17 protein-coding genes and 1 tRNA gene are annotated in these 19,182 nt (G+C 60.7%); 9 read left to right on the top strand and 9 right to left on the bottom strand.

What is annotated here, in order from left to right; all coding sequences use genetic code 11:
* Positions 1-321 precede the first annotated feature (321 nt).
* Together GG26_RS04580 and panB are read right to left on the bottom strand one after the other, a co-directional pair.
* Positions 322-453, bottom strand: a complete 132-nt coding sequence (locus tag GG26_RS04580) for a hypothetical protein (protein WP_255322492.1) — start codon at positions 451-453, stop codon at positions 322-324.
* A gap of 137 nt (positions 454-590) precedes the next feature.
* Positions 591-1,376, bottom strand: a complete 786-nt coding sequence (gene panB / locus GG26_RS04575; protein ID WP_011431283.1) for a 3-methyl-2-oxobutanoate hydroxymethyltransferase — start codon at positions 1,374-1,376, stop codon at positions 591-593.
* A gap of 166 nt (positions 1,377-1,542) precedes the next feature.
* Here panB and GG26_RS04570 point away from each other — a divergent pair.
* Positions 1,543-1,629 (top strand) — tRNA-Ser (locus GG26_RS04570).
* A 227-nt stretch (positions 1,630-1,856) separates the two neighbouring features.
* On the top strand, positions 1,857-2,606 hold the full coding sequence (locus tag GG26_RS04565; protein WP_099812816.1) for a phycocyanobilin:ferredoxin oxidoreductase: 750 nt from the start codon (positions 1,857-1,859) through the stop codon (positions 2,604-2,606).
* 6 nt (positions 2,607-2,612) lie between these two features.
* On the opposite strand, the gene GG26_RS04560 is transcribed toward GG26_RS04565, so the two are convergent.
* Positions 2,613-3,485: a hypothetical protein gene (locus tag GG26_RS04560; RefSeq protein WP_228375328.1), complete on the bottom strand. Its 873-nt coding sequence runs from the start codon at positions 3,483-3,485 to the stop codon at positions 2,613-2,615.
* A gap of 407 nt (positions 3,486-3,892) precedes the next feature.
* On the opposite strand from GG26_RS04560, the gene prmA reads away from it, so the two are divergent.
* The 4 genes from prmA (at position 3,893) to GG26_RS04540 (ending at position 8,463) form a co-directional block, all read left to right on the top strand.
* Entirely contained in the window at positions 3,893-4,798 is a 906-nt protein-coding gene (gene prmA, locus GG26_RS04555) for a 50S ribosomal protein L11 methyltransferase (RefSeq protein ID WP_049749840.1), read from the top strand.
* Positions 4,768-5,586 (top strand): 16S rRNA (uracil(1498)-N(3))-methyltransferase, encoded by an 819-nt coding sequence (locus tag GG26_RS04550; protein WP_011431287.1) that lies wholly within the window; start codon positions 4,768-4,770, stop codon positions 5,584-5,586. The genes prmA and GG26_RS04550 overlap by 31 nt, the downstream gene beginning before the upstream one ends.
* An 80-nt stretch (positions 5,587-5,666) precedes the next feature.
* The gene (hisS, locus tag GG26_RS04545) at positions 5,667-6,926 is read left to right on the top strand and encodes a histidine--tRNA ligase (RefSeq protein ID WP_099812814.1); all 1,260 of its coding nucleotides are present in this window, start codon (positions 5,667-5,669) and stop codon (positions 6,924-6,926) included.
* A 7-nt stretch (positions 6,927-6,933) separates the two neighbouring features.
* Entirely contained in the window at positions 6,934-8,463 is a 1,530-nt protein-coding gene (locus GG26_RS04540) for a hypothetical protein (RefSeq protein ID WP_011431289.1), read from the top strand.
* Positions 8,464-8,477: 14 nt separating this feature from the next.
* Here GG26_RS04540 and GG26_RS04535 read toward each other — a convergent pair whose 3' ends face one another.
* The 4 genes from GG26_RS04535 to GG26_RS04520 form a co-directional block, all read right to left on the bottom strand.
* Positions 8,478-9,314: a universal stress protein gene (locus GG26_RS04535; protein WP_414389110.1), complete on the bottom strand. Its 837-nt coding sequence runs from the start codon at positions 9,312-9,314 to the stop codon at positions 8,478-8,480.
* Positions 9,315-9,415: 101 nt separating this feature from the next.
* On the bottom strand, positions 9,416-10,267 hold the full coding sequence (locus tag GG26_RS04530; RefSeq protein WP_414389108.1) for a hypothetical protein: 852 nt from the start codon (positions 10,265-10,267) through the stop codon (positions 9,416-9,418).
* Positions 10,268-10,343: 76 nt separating this feature from the next.
* Positions 10,344-11,480, bottom strand: coding sequence for a hypothetical protein (locus GG26_RS04525; protein WP_414389106.1), 1,137 nt, complete (start codon positions 11,478-11,480; stop codon positions 10,344-10,346).
* Positions 11,477-13,126, bottom strand: a complete 1,650-nt coding sequence (locus GG26_RS04520) for a hypothetical protein (protein WP_414389104.1) — start codon at positions 13,124-13,126, stop codon at positions 11,477-11,479. Before GG26_RS04520 ends, GG26_RS04525 begins: the two co-directional genes overlap by 4 nt.
* A gap of 266 nt (positions 13,127-13,392) precedes the next feature.
* Between GG26_RS04520 and GG26_RS04515 the strand changes: the two genes are divergently transcribed.
* From GG26_RS04515 to GG26_RS04505, 3 genes are all read left to right on the top strand, one after another.
* Positions 13,393-13,794 carry a cupin domain-containing protein gene (locus GG26_RS04515; RefSeq protein WP_414389102.1) on the top strand — a complete coding sequence of 134 codons (402 nt, stop codon included), beginning with the start codon at positions 13,393-13,395 and terminating at the stop codon, positions 13,792-13,794.
* Positions 13,795-13,983: 189 nt separating this feature from the next.
* Positions 13,984-15,879, top strand: a complete 1,896-nt coding sequence (locus GG26_RS04510) for a cellulose biosynthesis cyclic di-GMP-binding regulatory protein BcsB (RefSeq protein WP_414389100.1) — start codon at positions 13,984-13,986, stop codon at positions 15,877-15,879.
* Between the two features lie 60 nt (positions 15,880-15,939).
* Positions 15,940-18,234, top strand: a complete 2,295-nt coding sequence (locus GG26_RS04505; RefSeq protein ID WP_414389098.1) for a glycosyltransferase family 2 protein — start codon at positions 15,940-15,942, stop codon at positions 18,232-18,234.
* 57 nt (positions 18,235-18,291) lie between these two features.
* Here GG26_RS04505 and GG26_RS04500 read toward each other — a convergent pair whose 3' ends face one another.
* Both GG26_RS04500 and GG26_RS04495 read right to left on the bottom strand, forming a co-directional pair.
* Positions 18,292-18,651, bottom strand: coding sequence for a hypothetical protein (locus GG26_RS04500; protein ID WP_414389096.1), 360 nt, complete (start codon positions 18,649-18,651; stop codon positions 18,292-18,294).
* 246 nt (positions 18,652-18,897) lie between these two features.
* The gene (locus tag GG26_RS04495) at positions 18,898-19,134 is read right to left on the bottom strand and encodes a hypothetical protein (protein ID WP_414389094.1); all 237 of its coding nucleotides are present in this window, start codon (positions 19,132-19,134) and stop codon (positions 18,898-18,900) included.
* Positions 19,135-19,182 lie beyond the last annotated feature (48 nt).

Raw genomic sequence — 19,182 nt, 5'->3', positions numbered from 1 at the left:
CGCCTCTAGACAGTTCTTTCAGTCAAAGCCCCAAGGTTCTGCTTACTTGTCTGATCGCGTCAGCGGGACGGAGTCCTTGCAGGTTGGCCGAGAGGTTGGCATCTCGCAGACGCTTGCCACCGGTCGGGTTTTTCACCGTGATTAGAGGCTCGCCTGGGAACGGTACGCCTCGTCTACACTATTGGCAAGCAACTAAAGCTGCTTACGGGCTTTTCCGCTCCGCACTAAAGTACGGGGCTAGCAAGCTATCCTTCTGTATTGCTGGTGTCCTGTATGAGCTCTCTTCCGCCTCCTCTGAGCGGGGCCATCGCGTGGCTATTGCTACTCTTGCCGTTGTGGACGGTGGCCAGAGCAGTCGCGGACTTCTTGCATCAAGCTCAACAGATGCACCGCATCCCCTGCCACAAGTGCAGGTTTTACAGCGGCGATCCCCACCTCAAGTGCGCTGTCCATCCTCAGCAAGCTCTGACAGAGGCGGCAATCGGCTGCCCCGACTGGCTTCCAATTTCTGGAGATCCTCGCCAGGGGAGCGCAGTAACCAACAACTGAGCTGCCAGAAGGTGATACTTGCGAGTTTCCCAGGGGATCCCCTAAGTGGGGGGAAACAGTCTCTGATGAACATCGCCGACAAAGGCTTCCACCGCTTCTCGGATCACCTCTCGCAGGTTGGCGTAGGCTTTGGCGAAGGGCGGGATCCGCTCGCTGAGGCCGAGCAGGTCGTGGGTGACGAGAATTTGGCCGTCGCAGGCCGGGCCAGCCCCAATCCCCAGAGTCGGGATCCCGACTTGCTGGGTGATCTGGGCAGCCAATTCCGCCGGCATGTGTTCCAAAACCAGGGCAAAGGCTCCTGCTCGCTCTAGGCTCAGGGCTTCCTGGCGCAGCCGCTCCGCCTCCGAGGGGGTTTTCCCCTGCTGGCGATACCCCCCCAGTTGATGTTTGGCCTGTGGGGTGAGGCCGATGTGGCCCAAGACCGGGATCCCTCGCTGGACCAGAAAGGCCACTGTTTCCACCATGTCTGGGTAGCCCCCCTCCAGCTTCACCCCATTCACCCCTGCCTCCTTCATCAGACGTCCTGCCGAGAGGAGGGCCTGCTCTTTGCAGACTTGGTAGCTCAAGAAAGGCAAGTCGGCCACCAAAAAGGCTCGTTCTACGCCGCGGCGCACTGCCTGGGCGTGGTGGATCATCTGTTCCAGAGTCAGGGGCAAGGTGCTGCTGTGCCCCAAGCTGGTCATGGCCAGGCTGTCGCCTACTAAGATCAAGTCGATCCCGGCCCGATCCAAGATCTGCGCTGTGGCGTAGTCAGCAGCCGTGAGGGCCACCAACGGTTGACCCGCCTGTTTGGCCTGGCGAAAGTGGTGAATGGAAAGGGCAGCCATACCTCTATGATCTCATTTGCCCCGCCATTTCCGGCTGGTCGGGCCGTACCCCCCAAGGGCTTTGGCCCTGGGGTGCTTGGCCAGCTTGCATCTGCCCCATTCCACGAGAGGGGATCCGGGCAGGATAGCCCGTTTGCCGCTAAGATGGTAAAGCCCTATGCAGACTGGAAGGGTGACAGAGTGGTTGATTGTGACGCTCTCGAAAAGCGTTGTGGCCGCAAGGTCACCGTGGGTTCGAATCCCACCCCTTCCGTCCTCGATCAATCCAATGGCGCTCAACGCTGCCAACGCCCGCTAGGGTCAGCATCCGGCCCTCTCCACCTCCGCCAAAGCCCCCGGCAGCCCTGGACTGGCTGGGATCCCTCGCTTTATTAAGTCCCACCTCAGCTTCCTGAAACCTGGATCTCAGGAGGGCACCTTTGCGGATTGGCCCGGCAGGGCTTTCGAGGACTTGTCGCTTAACCGGTCTTCTTGGCTCCCATGTTCACCGCCCCTGCTCTGCAAGCGCAACTGCATCCCCTCATCCAGCGCCTTTCGGAGGCGATTCTGAGCATTTGGGGATCCCACCTCAGCCTGGCTCCCTATGCCCTGCCGGCGGAGCTGGGCTATGTGGAGGGCCGCCTGGAAGGCGAGAAACTGCAGATCGAAAACCGCTGCTACCAAGGGGATCCCTTTCGCAAGCTGCACCTGGAGCTGGCCCAGGCCGGGCAAAGCCTGGATATCCTCCACTGCGTCATGTTTCCGCAGCCGCAGTACCCGCTGCCGCTGTTTGGCTGTGACATTGTGGCCGGCCGCGGCCAGGTGAGCGCCGCCATCGTCGATCTCTCGCCGGTCACCCCCACTTTGCCGGATCCCTACATTCAAGAGCTGGAAGCCTTGGGAGCTCATCTCGCCCCTTTCCAAAACCGGCGCCAGTTGCCGCCGTGGGGGACGATTTTTTCTCCCTACTGCCTGTTCATCCGGCCCGGCGATGAGGCGGAAGCCGACCGCTTTTTGTATTTTGCCTGCCGTTACCTGGAAATCCACTGCCGGCTGGCGCAACAGATCCCCCCGCAGACAGATCCTGTCCAGATCCTGGCCCACTACCAAGGGCAGCAGCGCTACTGCAGCCAACAACAGCAAAACGACCGCACCCGCCGCGTTTTGGAAAAAGCTTTTGGCCCCGCCTGGGCCGAGCGCTACCTGAGCACCGTCCTTTTCGATTTGCCCCCCAGTCCTATGCAGATCTAGTGCCGATTAGACGGGATCCCCTTGCAGCCGCTGCTGGATGCTCAACGCCAATTTTTGCCCTAGGAACTCCGGCAGGGTTGGAGTTGCATCCGGCCCCAGCAAGTAGAAAATGAAGCGCGTCTGCTTGCGGCGGAGCATCAGATTGAGGTGAACAACGGTCAACTCCTCCTGCGCCAGAGCGGTCATCACCCGGTAAAACACGCCCGGCTGGTTGTCCACATCCACCAACAGCGTGGGCAGATGAAACACCGGGTCAAAATAAAAAGAAACCTGGGTGTCTTTCAAGCCGGCCTTGAGATCAAACTCCAGCGCCAAGGTTTCGTGAACGGGAAACACCCCCGCCAAGCACTCGTGAATAGCCCGTTCTAGGTTGAGCTTGGTCTGGGCAGAAAGGCTGTGGCCATCGCGCGAGACGGTGACGCGGATAAACACCAAGTGCGGTGAGTAGATCTGCCCGTAAAGGTGGATGCCGTGCACCGAGAGATTGAAAGCGGTGAGCACCCCAAACAGGTCGCTGAGCAGAGAAGGGCGGTTGCGATAGGCCAGACAAACCACCGTCTTGCTGCGCTCGTCCCGCATCTGTACCACGGCCTTGCGGGTTTGGTAGAGGGCATAGGCCAAGCGCAGATTTTGAGCCTGCACCTCGCTGCTGACGAACTGGCTATAAAAAGGCGGAAAGCTGCGGTTAAAGCGCTGCATGAGAGCCGTTCGCGCCAGCGGGACGGAGTGCTTGCGAGTGCTGACTGCGAGCGGCTGGGGATCCTCGTGGCCAGCCCTTTCCCCTCTGGCAAGAGGAGCCACCTTCGGCTGCTGCGCTGACTGCTCGGTTGACATCGACTTTGCCGCCTGCATTGCTTCCTCTCCATCGTTACTCAGCATGCCCCGGCCAAACCTCATCTATCAGTAAAATCACTGAGGCTGGAAAGCACGTCAACGCTGTACCCAATTCTTGTTCAATGCTTTTGGATTTAATCTATCTCACAAGGCCGAGCTGGGCATCCAAGGAACCGCTGAGGGCCATCCCCCAATTGGGGGGAAGTCCATCCCTGCGTCGCTGCCAAGCCGACGGGTGTGCGCCTTCAAATCCCAGACCAACCAGGAACAGTGGGGCAGGCTCTTAAAGCCTAAACTATGAATTGAGGGGAGAACTGCAATTTTTGATATAGAGTGCTGGATTAAGTGCTAGCCTGCTGGCAACTTGGAGCGCTATTCTGTTAGCCAAAACTTCGGTTTTCCTTAGGTTTGTTGAAGGGATCCCCGTGAGCACAACCGTTGCCGACCCCAGCCTGCTCTCGCCTGCCCAAGCGCCGGATCCCGGTGGGGCCTGGTGGGCTCTCAACATCATCGCTTCCCCTGCCCAGGAGGATCAGATCTTTTGGCGGCTGGAGAGCTTTGGCTGTCAGGGCATGGCCAGCCAGGCTCATGGCGAAGATCGAATCAGCATTCACGCCTATTTGCCCTGGTTCCGCGCCACCCTTTTGGATTTGGCCGCTCTGGCGCTGCGCCTGCGGCAAGACGCCCTTGTGGCTGGCCAGCCCATCCCCAAACTGCGCTGGGAACGCATAGAAGCGGAGGATTGGAGCAACAGTTGGAAGCAGCACTGGCAGCCCGAGCCAGTTGGGGACAAGCTGCTCATCTGTCCGGCCTGGCTGGATCCCCCCCCCCATCCCGGTCGTCTCCTGTTGCGGCTGGATCCGGGCATGGCCTTTGGCACGGGCACGCACCCCACCACCCAGCTCTGCCTGGAGGCTTTGGAGATGCGCCTGGGGGCGGGCACAGAGGGGGTAACAGTGGCCGATGTGGGCTGTGGATCGGGCATTTTGTCGGTGGCGGCGGCTCTTTTGGGGGCAAAGCGGGTGTTTGCGGTGGACATCGACCCGCTGGCGGTGCAGGCCACGCTCCACAACCGCGACCTCAACGGCCTCACCGATCGCATTGTGGTGGCCCAGGGGAGCCTGGAGCACATTCCCGAGATGGTGGACGGGCTGGTGTGCAACATTCTGACGGACGTGATCCTGGATATGATCCCAGAGTTTGGCCTGGTGGTGAAAAAGGGGGGGTGGCTGATCCTCAGCGGTATCCTCCTCGAGCAGGCCAAGTTGGTGGCGGAGATGTTGGAGGCCAACGAATGGGCGGTGGCAGCCCTCTGGCGACGGGGAGAATGGTGCTGTCTGAACGCACGCATGACCTGAGTTCTCTGCCCCGCCTGGCCATCGACCCGGCTCAACGGGATGCCGGCGGTGTTCTCCGTTTAACCGGCCCGCAAGAGCACTACTTGCAGCGGGTGCGCCGCCTCAAGCCGGGGGATCCGTTCTTGGTTTTGGATGGCTCCGGCAAGCTGTGGCTGGCCCATTGGCAGCCGCAGGGATCCCAGGTTATGGGCGAGGTGGAGGCGCTGCCGCGGGAGCTGCCCGTTTATTTGCATCTGGGCTTGGCAGTGGTCAAGGGGCCGGGGTTTGACGAGGTGTTTCGCCAGGTCACCGAGCTGGGAGCGGCGCGCATTACCCCTCTGCTGACGGAGCGCACCGTGGTGGAGCCGGGATGGGGCCGGCGGGAACGCTGGCAGAAAATTGTGCAGGAGGCCGCCGAACAATGTGAGCGGCTGCGCTGGCCCCAGGTTGATCCCCCTACCCCTTGGACAAGTTGGCTGGCCGAGCTCAAAGCCGATTGGTGGGGCATTGCTGTGGCGCGGGAGAACGCTCCCCTCCTGCTGCAAGCCCTGCCGAAGCTGAGGCTCTCGGAGAGGGATCCCGTCTTGGCGGTGGCCATCGGCCCAGAAGGCGGCTGGACGGAGGCCGAGCGCCGTCAGGCGGAAGCCCATGGCGGAGTGCCGGTTTCCCTGGGCACCACCATTTTGCGCTCCACCACCGCCGCTGTGGCTGCCAGCAGCCAAGTGGCCGCCACCTACTCCTGTTGGGGTTTAGCTCAGGCTCAGCTTGCCCCGTCGGCAATGGGGAACGCGGCTGCCGATAGCCGATAATCGATAATTGAGTTGATAGGAAAAAACTGACGCCGACCATTGGCGCAGCAAGCCGTGGTTCTGGGCGGGGGAGAACAGGCATGGAGATGATCCAGGCGGTGCGCGGCACCCGAGATATCCTGCCGCAGGAGGTACGGCTTTGGCAGCAGGTGGAGGCCAGCGCCCGCGAGATCTTGGGGCGAGCCAACTACCAGGAGATCCGCACCCCGATTCTGGAGCTGACAGAACTCTTTGCCCGCAGCATTGGCAGCGCCACCGACGTGGTGGGCAAGGAGATGTACTCCTTTAGCACCCGCGGCGAGCAGGAGGTGAGCCTGCGCCCCGAGAACACCGCCGGCGTGGTGCGGGCCTACATCCAGCATGGGTTGCAGGTGGCCGGCGATGTGCAGCGCCTCTGGTACTGTGGGCCGATGTTTCGCTATGAGCGTCCCCAGGCGGGGCGGCAGCGCCAATTCCACCAGTTGGGGGTGGAGCTGCTGGGCAGCCGCGATCCCCGCGCCGATGCCGAGGTCATCGCCTTGGCCTGGGATCTGCTGCGGGCAGTGGGGGCGGAAAACCTCACCTTGCGGCTCAACTCCCTCGGGGATCCGCAGGATCGGCGGGCCTATCGCCAAGCCCTGGTGGACTACCTTACCCCTTTGAAGGAAGAGCTGGATCCGGACTCCCAGGAGCGCCTTGTCCGCAACCCGTTGCGCATCCTCGACAGCAAGGATCCCCATACCCGCACCATTGCTGAACAAGGGCCCAAGCTGCCCGATTACCTCAGTGCTGACTCGCGGGCCTTCTTCGAGCAAGTGCAGGCCCATCTCCAAGCCCTAGACATTCCCTATGAGCTGGATCCCTACCTGGTGCGCGGCCTGGACTACTACACCCACACCGCCTTTGAGATCGTCTCGCCGGAGCTGGGATCCCAGAGCACCGTCTGTGGGGGTGGCCGCTACGACGGTCTGGTGGAGGAGCTGGGCGGGCCTCCCACCCCGGCGGTGGGCTGGGCCATCGGCCTGGAGCGGCTGGTTTTGCTGCTGCAGAAGAAACAACAGGAGATTCCGCCAACATCGGTCGAGGTTTACGTGATCTCCCGCGGCGCCAAAGCGGAGGCCCAATCCCTTCAGATTGCCCAAGCTCTGCGCCAAGCCGGCTTCTGCACCGAGCTGGATCTGAGCGGCAGCGCTTTCAGCAAGCAGTTCAAGCGGGCCAGCCGCAGCGGTGCGACCTGGGCTGTCGCGCTGGGGGATGCGGAAGCTGCGGCCGGGGAGGTGCAGCTCAAGCACTTGCCCACGGGGCAGCAGCAAACCCTCTTGCAAGCTGACCTGGTGAAGTATTTGGTGTCCCAGAGGTGAGGGAGCGATGTTGAGTTTTTGGGTGCGGCGCAACGGCCGAGAAGACTGGCAGCCGGTACCAGCCGAGGGAGCCATTCTGGAAGAGGACACCTACACCATCGTTGCCCGTTCTCCCCAGCCCCACTTCACCATCACAGTGGAAGTCCGCCAGCGCCCTCTGCCGACCGAAAATAGCGGATCCCCAGCGGTAGCCAACCCCAAGACAGCCGCCTCGCTCATGCAAACCCGTTCTGTTCGCACCAACGAGGAGGGGATCGGCGTCATCCTGCCGGCCACCCACCTCGCCCCTGGTTTTTGGGAGTTGCACTGCCGAGATGCCGATTTGATCGCCGAGTTATTTGGCGAGGCGGAGCTGAACAATTGCCTGCGCTTCCAGGTTGTGCCCGCCCCGGTGCAGCGGAAACAGGCACTATCCCCGGCGGCCCAAGAAGTCGCGTCTGAACCTCCTGAGCTGGCTCAGAAAAAAGAGGTTGCCATCCCGCCAGAGCTGTTTTCCCTGATGCACAGCGAATTGGAGGGATCTCCGGGGGAAGTGCTGGTGGTGACGGGGCGGATTGGCTGTAGTGGCGAGCTGCGGGTACGAGTTTGGCAAGAAGATGAAGGGGAGCAGAGCCCGGTTTTCGAGGGGCAACGGCTGATTCAATTTCCGACTGAAGCCCGGACGGCAGTGTTCAGCATTCCCATCACCCTGCCGAGCCATACCTGGAGCCGTCCGCTGCGGGGGGAACTGCGCCTCACTCCCTCTTCCTGGTCGGATCCAGAGCCGCTGCGGATCTCCTTTTCCGTTCGCTGTCGCGGCCAGGGGGAAGTCCTCCCACCCTCCCCAGGGATCCCTGCCGGTCAGCAGCGGCAAGAAGAAACGCCAGCCGCAGCCGGCAGTTCTTCCCCGCCCTCACCCTTGCTGTCCCCCGAACGCACCCTGCAGAAGTTGTTGCGCATCTCGCAGCGCAGCGCCCCTGCGGAAAAAGAGGAGGCTGGAGAAGTTTTGGGCCCGCTTCAGCCAGAAGAGCTCCCAGCCTCCCTAGCAGACACCGCGCCCGAACCTGCCGCCCAACCTGAGGTTGGGCCAGTGCCCATCTCATCCTCTTCTCCACCACCCCAACCTGAGCCACCTCGCGAGGAGGCGGTTCCGCCGCCACCGCTCGCCGCCGCCAGTCCGGGAACCTCGCCTCTTTCCCCGCAGGTGCCGGGAGCTTGCCCGGCGCCGCAACTGGTGGTGCCTGAGCAACTGCGGGCAGGTGACAACTTCGATGTAGTGCTGCGTTTGCCGGCTTCCGTCAATTCTGCCAGTAGCTCCACCGCTCAGCCTCCTTTGTGGATTAAGTTTTGGGTCAAGCACGGTCACACCCGCTCTTTGGTGGATGGCCCCCGGTGGTTGTTGGACTTCTCCCGCGACGAGCAGGGGCGGTGGCAAGCCCTCACCCGCATGACCATCCCCCCTGGCGTCCCTGAGCTCATCTTCGAGGCTTGGGCCGTCAGCCCGGATCGCCAGCAGCAAAGCGACCGCGTGACGGAGCGCCGTTCTATCCTGCCTTAGGGAGTGACCAGTCTCTAGTCTTGAGCAGACCGCACCATCAGCACGGGGCAGCCGATGTGCACCCGCACATAGTCGGAGATGGAGCGCCCCAGCAGGCGATCCAAATCGGGGATGCTGCGGGCAATGCTGGGCCGGCGATCTGGGGATCCCATCACCAGCAGGTCGGCCTTGCTCTCTTCCGCCAGGCGCACGATCTCGGCGCCGGGATCGCCGACCGCCGTAAACACCCGGTGGGGGATTTGGCGGCTTTTGAGGGTGGCAATGGCCTTATCCAAAGCCTCGTCCCGGCCTTGGGCATCGGCATCCAGTTGCACAGAGGCTAGGAAAATCTGGGCTCCCGGGATGCCGGCCACTAGATCCAGGGCCGTGGCAAAGGCGGCCTGGGCAGCGGGGGAGTTGTTGAGGGCCACCATGACGTGGCTGGGGTATTTGACGTAGGCGTCGTCTTTGACCAGCAGCATGGGGCAGGAGGCGAGCTGGAACACGTATTGGCTGACCGAGTTCTGCAAAATGGCCATGATGCGGTTGCGCCCCCGGGATCCCATCACAATCAGCGGATTGGGCAGGGACTCGGCCACCTGCAGCACCACCACCTTGGGATCCCCTTCCACCAGTTGCGTGCCGATCTTTAGCCCTGGGCGGGGGGGGAAAGTCTGCAGGGTTTGGGCCAGCAGTTCCTGCCCCTTTTGCCAGGCAGCCCGCATCTCCTCGGCAGAAGTCTGGGAAGGCACCGCATGCAGCAGCGTCACGTGGCACTGGGCAAAGGCCGGCAAGGACAGGAGAGTATGCACCATCTGCTCGGTGGGGCCGCTGCCGTCGATGGCGGCAATGATGTTCTCAAAGCGAGGCATGGGATCCGTTCTCCAGGCCAAGGTTTGCCAAGACTCATCCTAGATCTGGCTCTGGGGATCCCTGTTGCCGAGGTGGATATCCCGCAACATTTTGTTGGGTTTTAGTAACTTAGCCACACATAGCCGGTGAAGCCGCCGCCGGCATTGGTGTTGCGGCCCGTCAAAAACTGAAACCCGCCCAACCCCAGGGTCAGCCCCCCCTCTAGGCGCCAGTTGAGCTGGCCGGAAAGCTTGAGGCTATCGTAGTCGGGATCCTGCACTGTCACATCTCCAAAGAGCAAAGGGGCGCCGTTGCCGAGGGTAAAGTCGCCATCCAGGGCCACAATGGCCTGCACCTCAGGGCTGAGATCCGCTCCAAAGGTCAAGTTGGCTTTGAGGCGGTCGCCCGGATAGCCTAGGTAATCCCGCAAGGTGAGGCAGGAGTCGAAAAAGGCAGGCAGGGATCCCAACTGGGTATTGGCCGCCACCCCAACTTTGAGATCGTAGCCGAAAACACCGTACCCCAAGGGCAGGGGGATGTCTCGGGTGGCGTATCCCGGCGGGATCAAGGCCGTCAATTGGGCCGAAAGGAAGGGATCCCCGTTCCCCCAAGTATGGCGCAGGCCCAGTTCCAGATCCCGCAGGCCCTGGTTGCGCTGGGTAACGGTGTCAGCCCCGCTGGCAAAGCGATTTTCGATGAAAACGTAGCTGGTGTTGAGGTTGAGAGTGAGCTGATCGCTAAGGCCAGTCTCGGCGAAAAGGTTGAGGCGGGTTTCTCCGTACTCCGAAAGGGCCGGCTGCAGGCGTCCCCCCTGATCAAAGCGGGTGCGGGGTTGGTACACCTCAGGCTGCAGCGAGAAAAACGTTTTCCCTTCTCCGCGAGGAAAGCCACAGCCTGCCCAGGCTGGCAGCTCCAGACCCAAGACAAGGCTTAGGCCCAGCAGCCAGCTTCTTGCTATGGCAAAAGGCTTCATCTGGGGATCCCCAACAACAGCGCCGGCAAGGGGGATTGTATCTGCCAAAGGCCGTTTTGGGTCCTCGTCTCCACGGCTACACCCTCCTGGCAACAGCCGGCAAACCCACGCGGGCCCGAAATTGCCGCGCTGCCGTCAGCGCTCCATAGGGATCCCCCTTGTAGAGGCCGTAGTGCATGAGAGACATGCGCCGCAGCCCCAGTTGCGACACCTCCTGCAGCCACTCCCGCCGGCTCATGATGGCAAAGTCCACCTGGACCGTGTCGGCCCGACCGCCGTTGGGGTGCTTGTCCTTAATCGATGGCTCGTAGTGGGCCAACATCAGGTTGGAGTGGATGGGGGCAAAGAGATGGCAACAGAGGCGGATCTGCTCAGGGTTGCCCGGATCCGGCCCGTTCAGCTCTGGGTTAAACTCCCCTGGCCGCCGCTGGCGCATGGACTGGAAGGCAATCCCGTCCATCTGGCTCATCGTCTCGGCAAAGGGCTCCACCATGCTGCGCCCCGACCCGCGCTGGGGATCGTCGAAGGTGGCAATCCACCCGCCCCAACAGAGGGCCACTTCGGCCTCTGGCAAACGCTCCTTGATGGCCTGGCGAGCTCCTAGGACGCTGCGCATGAGAGCCTGGTAGTAGGGGGCAGTGTCGGCGTTGTAGGTATCGGCAGGGATCCGCCAATAGGAAAACTCCGTGGCCAGGCTCCAATAGGTAGGGCGGCCTTGGGGGTTGGCTTGGGCAATATACCCCGCCAGCTCGGCTACGTCTTGGATAAACTGCTGGGAGATGTGGTAGTCGCCGCAGGGGCGGTGGGTGTCGTCTTCCCAGGTGATGATGTGGAGGGTATAGCCCCGCTCAAACCACTGCCGCAAAAGCCCGGCCTGGTGCCAGTTGCGCCAGAAGGAGAGATCCCCCTGGCGGTGGTCAAAGCTGTTCAGCCAGCCGCTCAGGAAATGGGGATCCCACCCCTGCGCCACTGCCGCCACCTGCGGATCCGACTCGATTTCCCAGAGGAAGCGACCGGGATCCTCGCCAATGCCCACCTGCCAGCGGGCCAGCAGCTCTGACAAGTTCATGCTTCCCGTCTCGGCATTTTCCGGGCTGCGACTCCCCTGCTGACTCAAAAACTCCTGGCCACAGCCGGCAACCCCATAGGCAGCCAGCAGCGCTCCGCCCATCTGCAGCACCTGTCGCCGCTGCCAGGATCGTCTCCTTTTCATCTCCTCTCCTCCTGCGGTTCCTCTTGGTGTTGGCGAGCCCACAGCCGCACTTGGGGGGAGCTATAAACCTCCCTGAAGCCCGGCAGCCCCTCAAAATTGAGCTCAGGCCAAAATTGCAGGATGCGATCGGCGCTCCGCAAGGGATCCGCCAGCCCCGCTACCAAGAGGTAGTCCACCCTTTCCTGGGGATGCTGAAGGGCCAGGGCAAACTCGTACTGGTGAGGAGTAAGGAAAGAGCGGGGATCCCTTGCCCAAAAGATAGCCTCAAAGTGGATGTCGTCGTCCACCAGCACTTTTTGTCCGGGCAACAGGTGGCGATAGAGATACTGCCCAACCTGGCGCTTTTCCTGCCGCAGCCTCCGCCAGTCTTCTAGGGCTTGCCCAGCAGAGGTTACTTCATACAGGTTTTGGGCAGCTTCCAACTCGCCACTAAGGGGCACTACCCCTGCCACCAGCCGCTCCCAGAGATCCCGCTCCTCGGCCACCAGGGGCATGAGGAAACCCGGCTCTTGGCTCACCCCATAACCGGCAGTGAGGCAGTTCAACCCCAAGAGGGCAGTGATCAACAGGCGCTTAGCCCAGCCGGGGCCGGCTCCGCGACACAAGTAGGCGCCCATCAGCAAAGGCAGCGGCACCCAGAAAAGGCCAAAGCGGCTCAGCTCCGGCAAAAACAGCCCCTGCCCTAGAGAAGCCAGCAGGATGACCAGCGGCATCCCCCAGACCAGAACCCATACCCAGCGACCCGGGCCTCGGCCCAGCAGGGATCCCAGCCCCAACAGCAGATAGGCAGGGGCCAGCACCGCCAGCCATTTCCCAGCCTCCAGCACCCCCCGCCAGCCACCCGCCTGCTGCAAGTCTTCCCGCAATTGCGGCAGCCGCAGACCGCTGCCCACCTGGTAGGTGAAAGCCCAGGGATCCCCTGCCGACAGCCAGTTCACGTACAGCCAGCTCAACATCAGGGCCAGGCTGATAAACCCTGCCACCAGCAGCGAAACCAGCCGAAAACCCCAGGACTGTTTGCGAAAAGCCAACAGCAGCATCCCTGCCACCCAGGGCAGCAGCCACCCACTTTCCCAACGCAGCACCATCAGGGGCCCCAGCGCCAGCCCAATGAGCAGTAGCCGTAGCGCAACGGGCAGCTCGCCAGGATCCGCCGCAGTCTCTGACCTGGCCCGCTCCTCTCTACTTACTCTACTTAAAGGAAGCAGCAGGGCCATGTTCACCCCCACCAACCCCGCCGTAGCCGTCCAAACGGGGCTGCGCAGCAACATCAAGATCAAAGTCGGCTGCACCATCATCAACAAGCCCCACAGCCAGCGCCACCCCACCTCCACCGGCAAACGGCGCAACTGCCGCCACACCCAGCCCAGCACCAGACAGCCCAGGACAGTCTGCAACACCAGTGGGGATCGTCCCAGAATGGCCGTGGCCAGCACCAGCGAAGGGGGAAAAGTGGTGCCCACAATGGGCAGGCGCGGATCCGGCCCCAAGGCCGCCACGGATCCCTTATAGCCAAGAAACTGCATCTCCAAGCTCACCCAGCCCCAGCCCTCCTTCAGACCCCAAAGAAGAATGGCCAGCAGCAGAAACGGGATCCCGGTAGACCCGAAGAGCCGCAAGAAAGCCCTGAGCTTGGTGAGAAACATGGGTTGCTTTAACAACTTCAAGAAGTTAGAAGGCAACTCATTCAACAGCGAATCAAGCCTTAAGAGTTGTCTGATGAGAACAAGTTTCAGAAAAAGTATGGGGATGGGCTGACGTGTCTGGGAACTGGACACAGGGCTAGATTAGCATTCCCTGGCCTGAGAGACTTTATCTACGAGTTTTGGCGTAGGCCAATTCAGCCATATTGTCGATGAGGAGGTCTCGGACGCTGAGAAAGAATGAGGGTGATTTGCGAGGACATGATCTTATGTTACGGGCTGTGCGGGACGTGAATGATGCAGCAGTTCCAGCGCTTGAGCTGGTACCCTCTCAAGCAGAAACCCGTCCTTGGGGATCCTTCTGGGTTTTGGATGAAGGCCCGATGTACAAGATCAAGCGCATCGAGGTGAAGCCTGGCCATCGGCTCAGCCTGCAGATGCACTACCACCGCAGCGAGCACTGGATCGTGGTCAGGGGCACAGCGAAAGTGACCCGTGGAGAAGAGGTGATGCTGCTGAGCTCCAACGAGTCCACCTACATTCCCCCCTGCACCAAGCACCGCCTGGAAAACCCCGGCACCCTTCCCTTGGTGTTGATCGAGGTGCAGAACGGGGAGTACCTTGGGGAAGACGACATCGTGCGCTTTGAGGACGACTACGCCCGCCAGTAAAGGGATCCCCTGGGCATCCGAATCCACGATTTGTGCGTACAGACCCCGAAAGCTTACAGATTTCTGCATGTCGGACAAACTTGGGTCAGGTGGGCCAAGGGGCTTGCCTGCACTAGACAAGTGAGGGATAAGCAAGAGGGGGTCAAGGTGACGCAGAAGGCAAGGCAGTGGGCTTTGTGGGTTGCCGGTTTGCTTTGGTGTTGCGGGCCGACGGCTGTCCACGCAGCGGAAGTCATTTCTCTGCAAAGGCTGGGCTACGACCGCTCGGTGCTGCTGCAAGGAGCTAACCCGCGTCTAGATATCGGGATCCCTGCCCCCCTGAACGGTGTTGACCCTGAGGCCAGCTTTGTGCAGTTGCGCCTGACTCCCTCGCCGGTGCTCAAGCCCACGTCCACGGTGCGGGTGCTGATCAACGAGGAGCTAATGGGCCTTTTTCTGGTGCGGGACCTGCGGCAGGAGCCGGTGGTGCGGGTGCCCATCCCCAGCTTGGCCGCTGGCGAGCGCTTTATCACCTTGTCGGTGCAGCCTTTCCTGAGCATCAGCGACGATATTTGCGCCGACTTGAATACCGGCAATTTACTGCTGACGGTAGGGCGGGATAGTTTCTTTGAGCTGGCGCCCCTCGTTCCTGATGCCACGGTGGCCGGTTTTCTGGGCCGGCTGTACCCTCAGGTTACTTTAGTAGTGCCGGCCAATCCTTCCTCTGAGACGGCGGAAGCAGCTCTGTGGCTGTACAGCCTCCTTTCTCACCTGTTTCCGCAAACGCCTATCCTGTGGAGCAATCGTCCGGCGCAAGGGCCACAGGTGATCTTGGAGCCGGCGGACTTCACCCCCCACTTGCAGCATCAAATTACCCCAGAGGGATCCCGACTGCGAGTGGCCGCCCGCCGGGAAGCTATTCTTGCTCTCTATGAAGAATGGAAGCGGGCGGGGCTGGTCAGCCGCGGCATCCAGGTGACAAGGGTGGCGGATCTGGAGAGAGCGCTCAGGGCCAACCGCCTCAGCCTGCGAGAGCTGGGGATCGTGGATCCCATGTTGCGGGGGTTTGGCAGCCAGTCTTTGGTCTTCAACTTCAGCCTGTCCCAATTGGGGGGGCGGCCGCGGGATCTGGCGGCGCAACTAGACGTCATTATGAACCCGGTGGATGGCCGAGTGGGGGATCGCCTCACCGGCTACGTGTTCTTGAATGGCGTTCTGTTGCGCACCTACAACCTGACAGGCCGCACCCAGCTCAACGAAACTGTGACCCTGCCCACCCGCCTGCTGCGCCGCTTTAATCAACTGGAGCTCCGCTTTGACTATGGCGCCAGCCCCGGTAATTGCCAGGGATCCCTGACTCCGCTGACTTTGCAAGTGCGCTCGGATAGCTCTGGCTTTATCTGGAGCGGCTACCAAGCCCCCACTGGCGAGCTGCAGGAGATCCCGGCGGTGCTGCAGGGATCCGGACGGGTTGGGCTGGGGGATCCCCAGTTGCTGCCAGCTACTGCTTATCTCTTGGGTGCCCTTGGTCGTCTGTCGGCACAGCCCTTGTTGCCCACCCTCCAGTTTTTGCCGGAGGGGAAATCCCAACTCCAAGCAGAGAACTTTGCCTGGCAGATAATCGTGGCTGGGCCAGATCAGGTGGAGCTGAATAGCCCCATCCGGCTGGGATCCCAGTTTGAAATCATCAATCCCCTCAACCAGCAGGTTGCCCTGGCAGCTCAGCCCCAGGAGAATCTCGGCCTTTTGCAATACTTTCTCCTCCAAGGCAAGCCCACCCTTTGGCTTTCCTGGTGGGGATCTGACCCGGCTTTGGCAGAGCGCCTCAGCCGCGGCCTTGCCGATCCGCGCACCCGCCTGGCCAACCAGCTACAGGGAAACGTGCTCACCGCCTATGCCGCTGCCCCCGATCTCACCCAAGTACAGAGCTGGGATCTCACTCCTCAAGGCTATCGAGTGCGCTACCCAGGCCGCTTCAGTTGGCAGCTCCTGTTGTGGCAGTACCGCTACTGGCTGGTGCTAGTGCTGGCTCTCCTGCTGGCAGTAGGGGCCTGGAATACCTACCAACGCTTGGCCCGCCGCCCCGAATCCCCGACCCTCTCCTAGGGAGGCTAGTCATCGACTTCTGCTTGAGCCAGACTGAAGCCAAACCCAAACTTCGAGGCCATGCTGCAGTCGATTAAGTCCTGGCTGGTGCAGACAGGCTACCTCACCCGGCAGCAACTGGCGGAAGCCGAGGAGTACCGCGAAGCAGTGGGCTGCTCTTTGGCCAGGGCTCTTTGGAGCTTGCGGGCCATGCACCCCTCCAAGTTTGCTCATCTCTGCTGCCAGATCTTGGATCGGCCCAAGCTAAGAGACTGGCTGCTCGAGCATCCCCTCGACCTAGAGCTGCCTTGGCTGATCGAGCCTATCGATCTGGTGCCGGTGCGCTTTTTGCCCTGTGGCTGGCTCGACCCGCAAACCGTTGTCGTGGCCACTGAAGAGCCGGGCTACCCCGGCGTTTGGCAGGCTGTGAAACGCCTGTGCCCGGAAGCAGAAAAACTCTGGGAGATCCCAGCCACTGAAAAGCAGATCCTGACGGTCATCCTTGAGCGCAAGCTGGCCGCCGATCTGCTGGGCAGCCGTCTTACCTTAGAGCAGTGGCAGCAGGCTTTGGAGATCTGCCGCCGCACCGGCTCCAGCCTGGGGCAGGTGCTGACCCGGCTGAGCTACCTCTCCACCCCCGAGTATCTCAGCATCCTAGCCCATTTGCTGGGCTACCCAACGGTCTCGCAACTGATGGGAACGGGGCTGCTTCATCGGGAGGAGAATCTGAGCCAACAGTTTGATCCTGAGCTGATGATGCGCCACCTGTTCTACCCCCTAGCCTGGGCAGATGAAAATGCTCTGATGGTGATGGTGAATGACCCCCTGGACTGGGCGGTGGATGAGATCCTCTACGCTTGGCGGCCAGGCTTGCGAATTGAAAAGGTGCTGGGCAGCGAGCAGGATATCACGCAACTGCTCAGCCAGGATCAAGGACCTAAGCTGAGCCAAGAAGCTGTGTACAAGCTCATGGCCCGCCTGCCGGAGGAATCGGCCTCGCGGGTGTTTACCCCCTCTCAGATTGCAGTGGGCTACGGCCTGCTGCTGCTGTTGCTCTGGGGGTTGGCCACTGCTCCCTGGACGACTCTGACCATTTTGGTGCTGCTGATCAATCTTTTTTACGTCGCTTCGATCCTGTTCAAACTGCTGCTCAGCCTAGTGGGATCCGCCGATCGCTTCCACCAGATTACCGATGAGGAAGTAGCCGCTTTGGATGATCACGACTTGCCTATCTATACCATTCTGGTGCCGGTCTACAAAGAGCCGGAAGTAATGCCGATTTTGATCAAGTCTCTCTCCAAGCTGGATTACCCCCACGAGCGGTTGGATGTGCTTATTCTGTTGGAGGAAAACGACCGAGACACCATTGAGGCAGCTCGAGCTGCCAAGCCCCCCCGCTACGTGCGCCTGCTCATCGTGCCAGATAGCAAGCCCAAGACCAAGCCCAAAGCTTGCAACTACGGCCTGGCTTTTGCCCGTGGCGAATACCTCACCATCTACGACGCTGAAGACATTCCAGATCCAGACCAACTCAAAAAAGCAGTCATTGCCTTCCGAAAAGGGGATCCCAGCTTGGTTTGCGTCCAGGCTGCCCTTAACTACTTCAACCGCAACGAGAACTTCCTCACCCGCATGTTCACCCTGGAGTATTCCTATTGGTTCGACTATCTGCTGCCGGGTTTGGAAACTCTCAGAATGCCGATCCCCCTGGGAGGCACTAGCAACCACTTTCGCACCGACCGCCTGCGGGAGCTGCAGGGATGGGATCCGTTCAACGTCACTGAAGACGCCGACTTGGGCATCCGCGCCAGCCAGCACGGCTATACCGTGGGCGTGATCAACTCCACCACCTACGAAGAGGCCAACTGTGCCGTTAAAAACTGGATCCGGCAGCGCTCCCGCTGGATCAAAGGCTACATGCAAACTTGGCTGGTCCACAACCGCAACCCCCTGCGCTCCTTGCGCAAGCTGGGCCTCAAAAACTGGCTGGCCTACCAATTTTTCATCGGGGGCAGCTTCTTCACCTTCCTCACCAGCCCCATTATGTGGCTGCTCTTTTTCTATTGGCTGCTCACCCGTGCTCATTGGCTGCAAAACATTTTCCCGAGTTGGCTGATCTACCTAGGCTTGTTCAATCTCCTGGTAGGAAATGCCATCGGGATCTACTTGAACTTGGTGGCTGTCTTCCGACGCGGCTACTACGATCTGGCCTTCTATGCCCTGCTCAACCCCATCTACTGGCAGCTCCACTCCATCGCAGCCTATATGGCCCTGTGGCAGCTTTTTACCAAGCCCTTCTACTGGGAAAAAACCATCCACGGCATAAGCAAGTTTACCCACGCCAAAGTGCAAGAAGCCACCCAGAAAGCAGGCTAGGCTGCTGACTTGGCTTTCCAAGCCGTGGGGGCGAAGTTAAGGACAGCCGGCGCCCCTTTAGAAGCTGTAGTCCGAATCTACAATCACAGCGCAACCACGCGGGTTGAGACAGCTAGCCATAATCACCTTGACGGAAAAGTTGCCCTCGTAGGGCGCCTGCACGATGGGGAAATCGTCCAACAGTTCATCTGCAGCCACCACCCGACCGCTGGTATCGTAAAGCACCAGATCCACATCGAAGCAATCCCGATCGCACTGCGCCCAGATGTTTTCACCTTGGTAGAAGTAGCCTGTAACTACGGTCGATTGTCCATTAAGAAGCCATAAACTACGGCTCTGAGCCCAGGCGGCAGCACCCCCGACAACCGCGGCTGCCCCTATCAGGCTTGCCATCAACCAGCCCCGCACCGAAGCCATAGGAATGCCCTCCTTACTGAAGAACGGAGAAAGAATGGATTTGGCTACAGGGATCCACCTCAACACCCACACTCTAGCACCCAGATCCGTTTCTCCCGAATGATTCAGATCACGTTAAGGATCTTAAGAATCTCATGCTGAAAATCGCGAAAAAGAGTTACAAAAAAAGGGATCCCGAGTAGAGCAGGGATCCCTCAATTCTGACCAGAAATCCGGCGAAGCTCCCGCATCGGTCTGGCCGACTTCTCATTGCGGCAAATTCAGTTCCCCCCTTCGCCCTAAGGGATCCGTCAAAACACTGCCGGTAGGTCCTTTGATTTGAATGGTGCAGCGGCTGCCGGACACTTCAATAACGTTGTAGTTGGGCACCGCCAGCTCCAAAAAGCGCAAGTTGCCCGTCGTTACCCCTGGGATCCCGCTCACCTGGGGATTGGCCGGGTTCACCGGTGCCAAAAAGCCGTTCACAATTAGGAAAGGGAGCATGCCTCTAACCCCCAAAACCCTGAACTTTGCTGAATTTACTGAGCTTTA

Origin of the sequence: Synechococcus sp. 'PEA 65AY6A-5F PE A' (assembly GCF_047462575.1) — a bacterium.
In the GTDB taxonomy this organism is placed as follows: Bacteria; Cyanobacteriota; Cyanobacteriia; order Thermostichales; family Thermostichaceae; genus Thermostichus.
The sequence above is the reverse complement of the archived record's forward strand: the minus strand, read 5'-3'. Positions and strand labels throughout refer to the sequence as shown.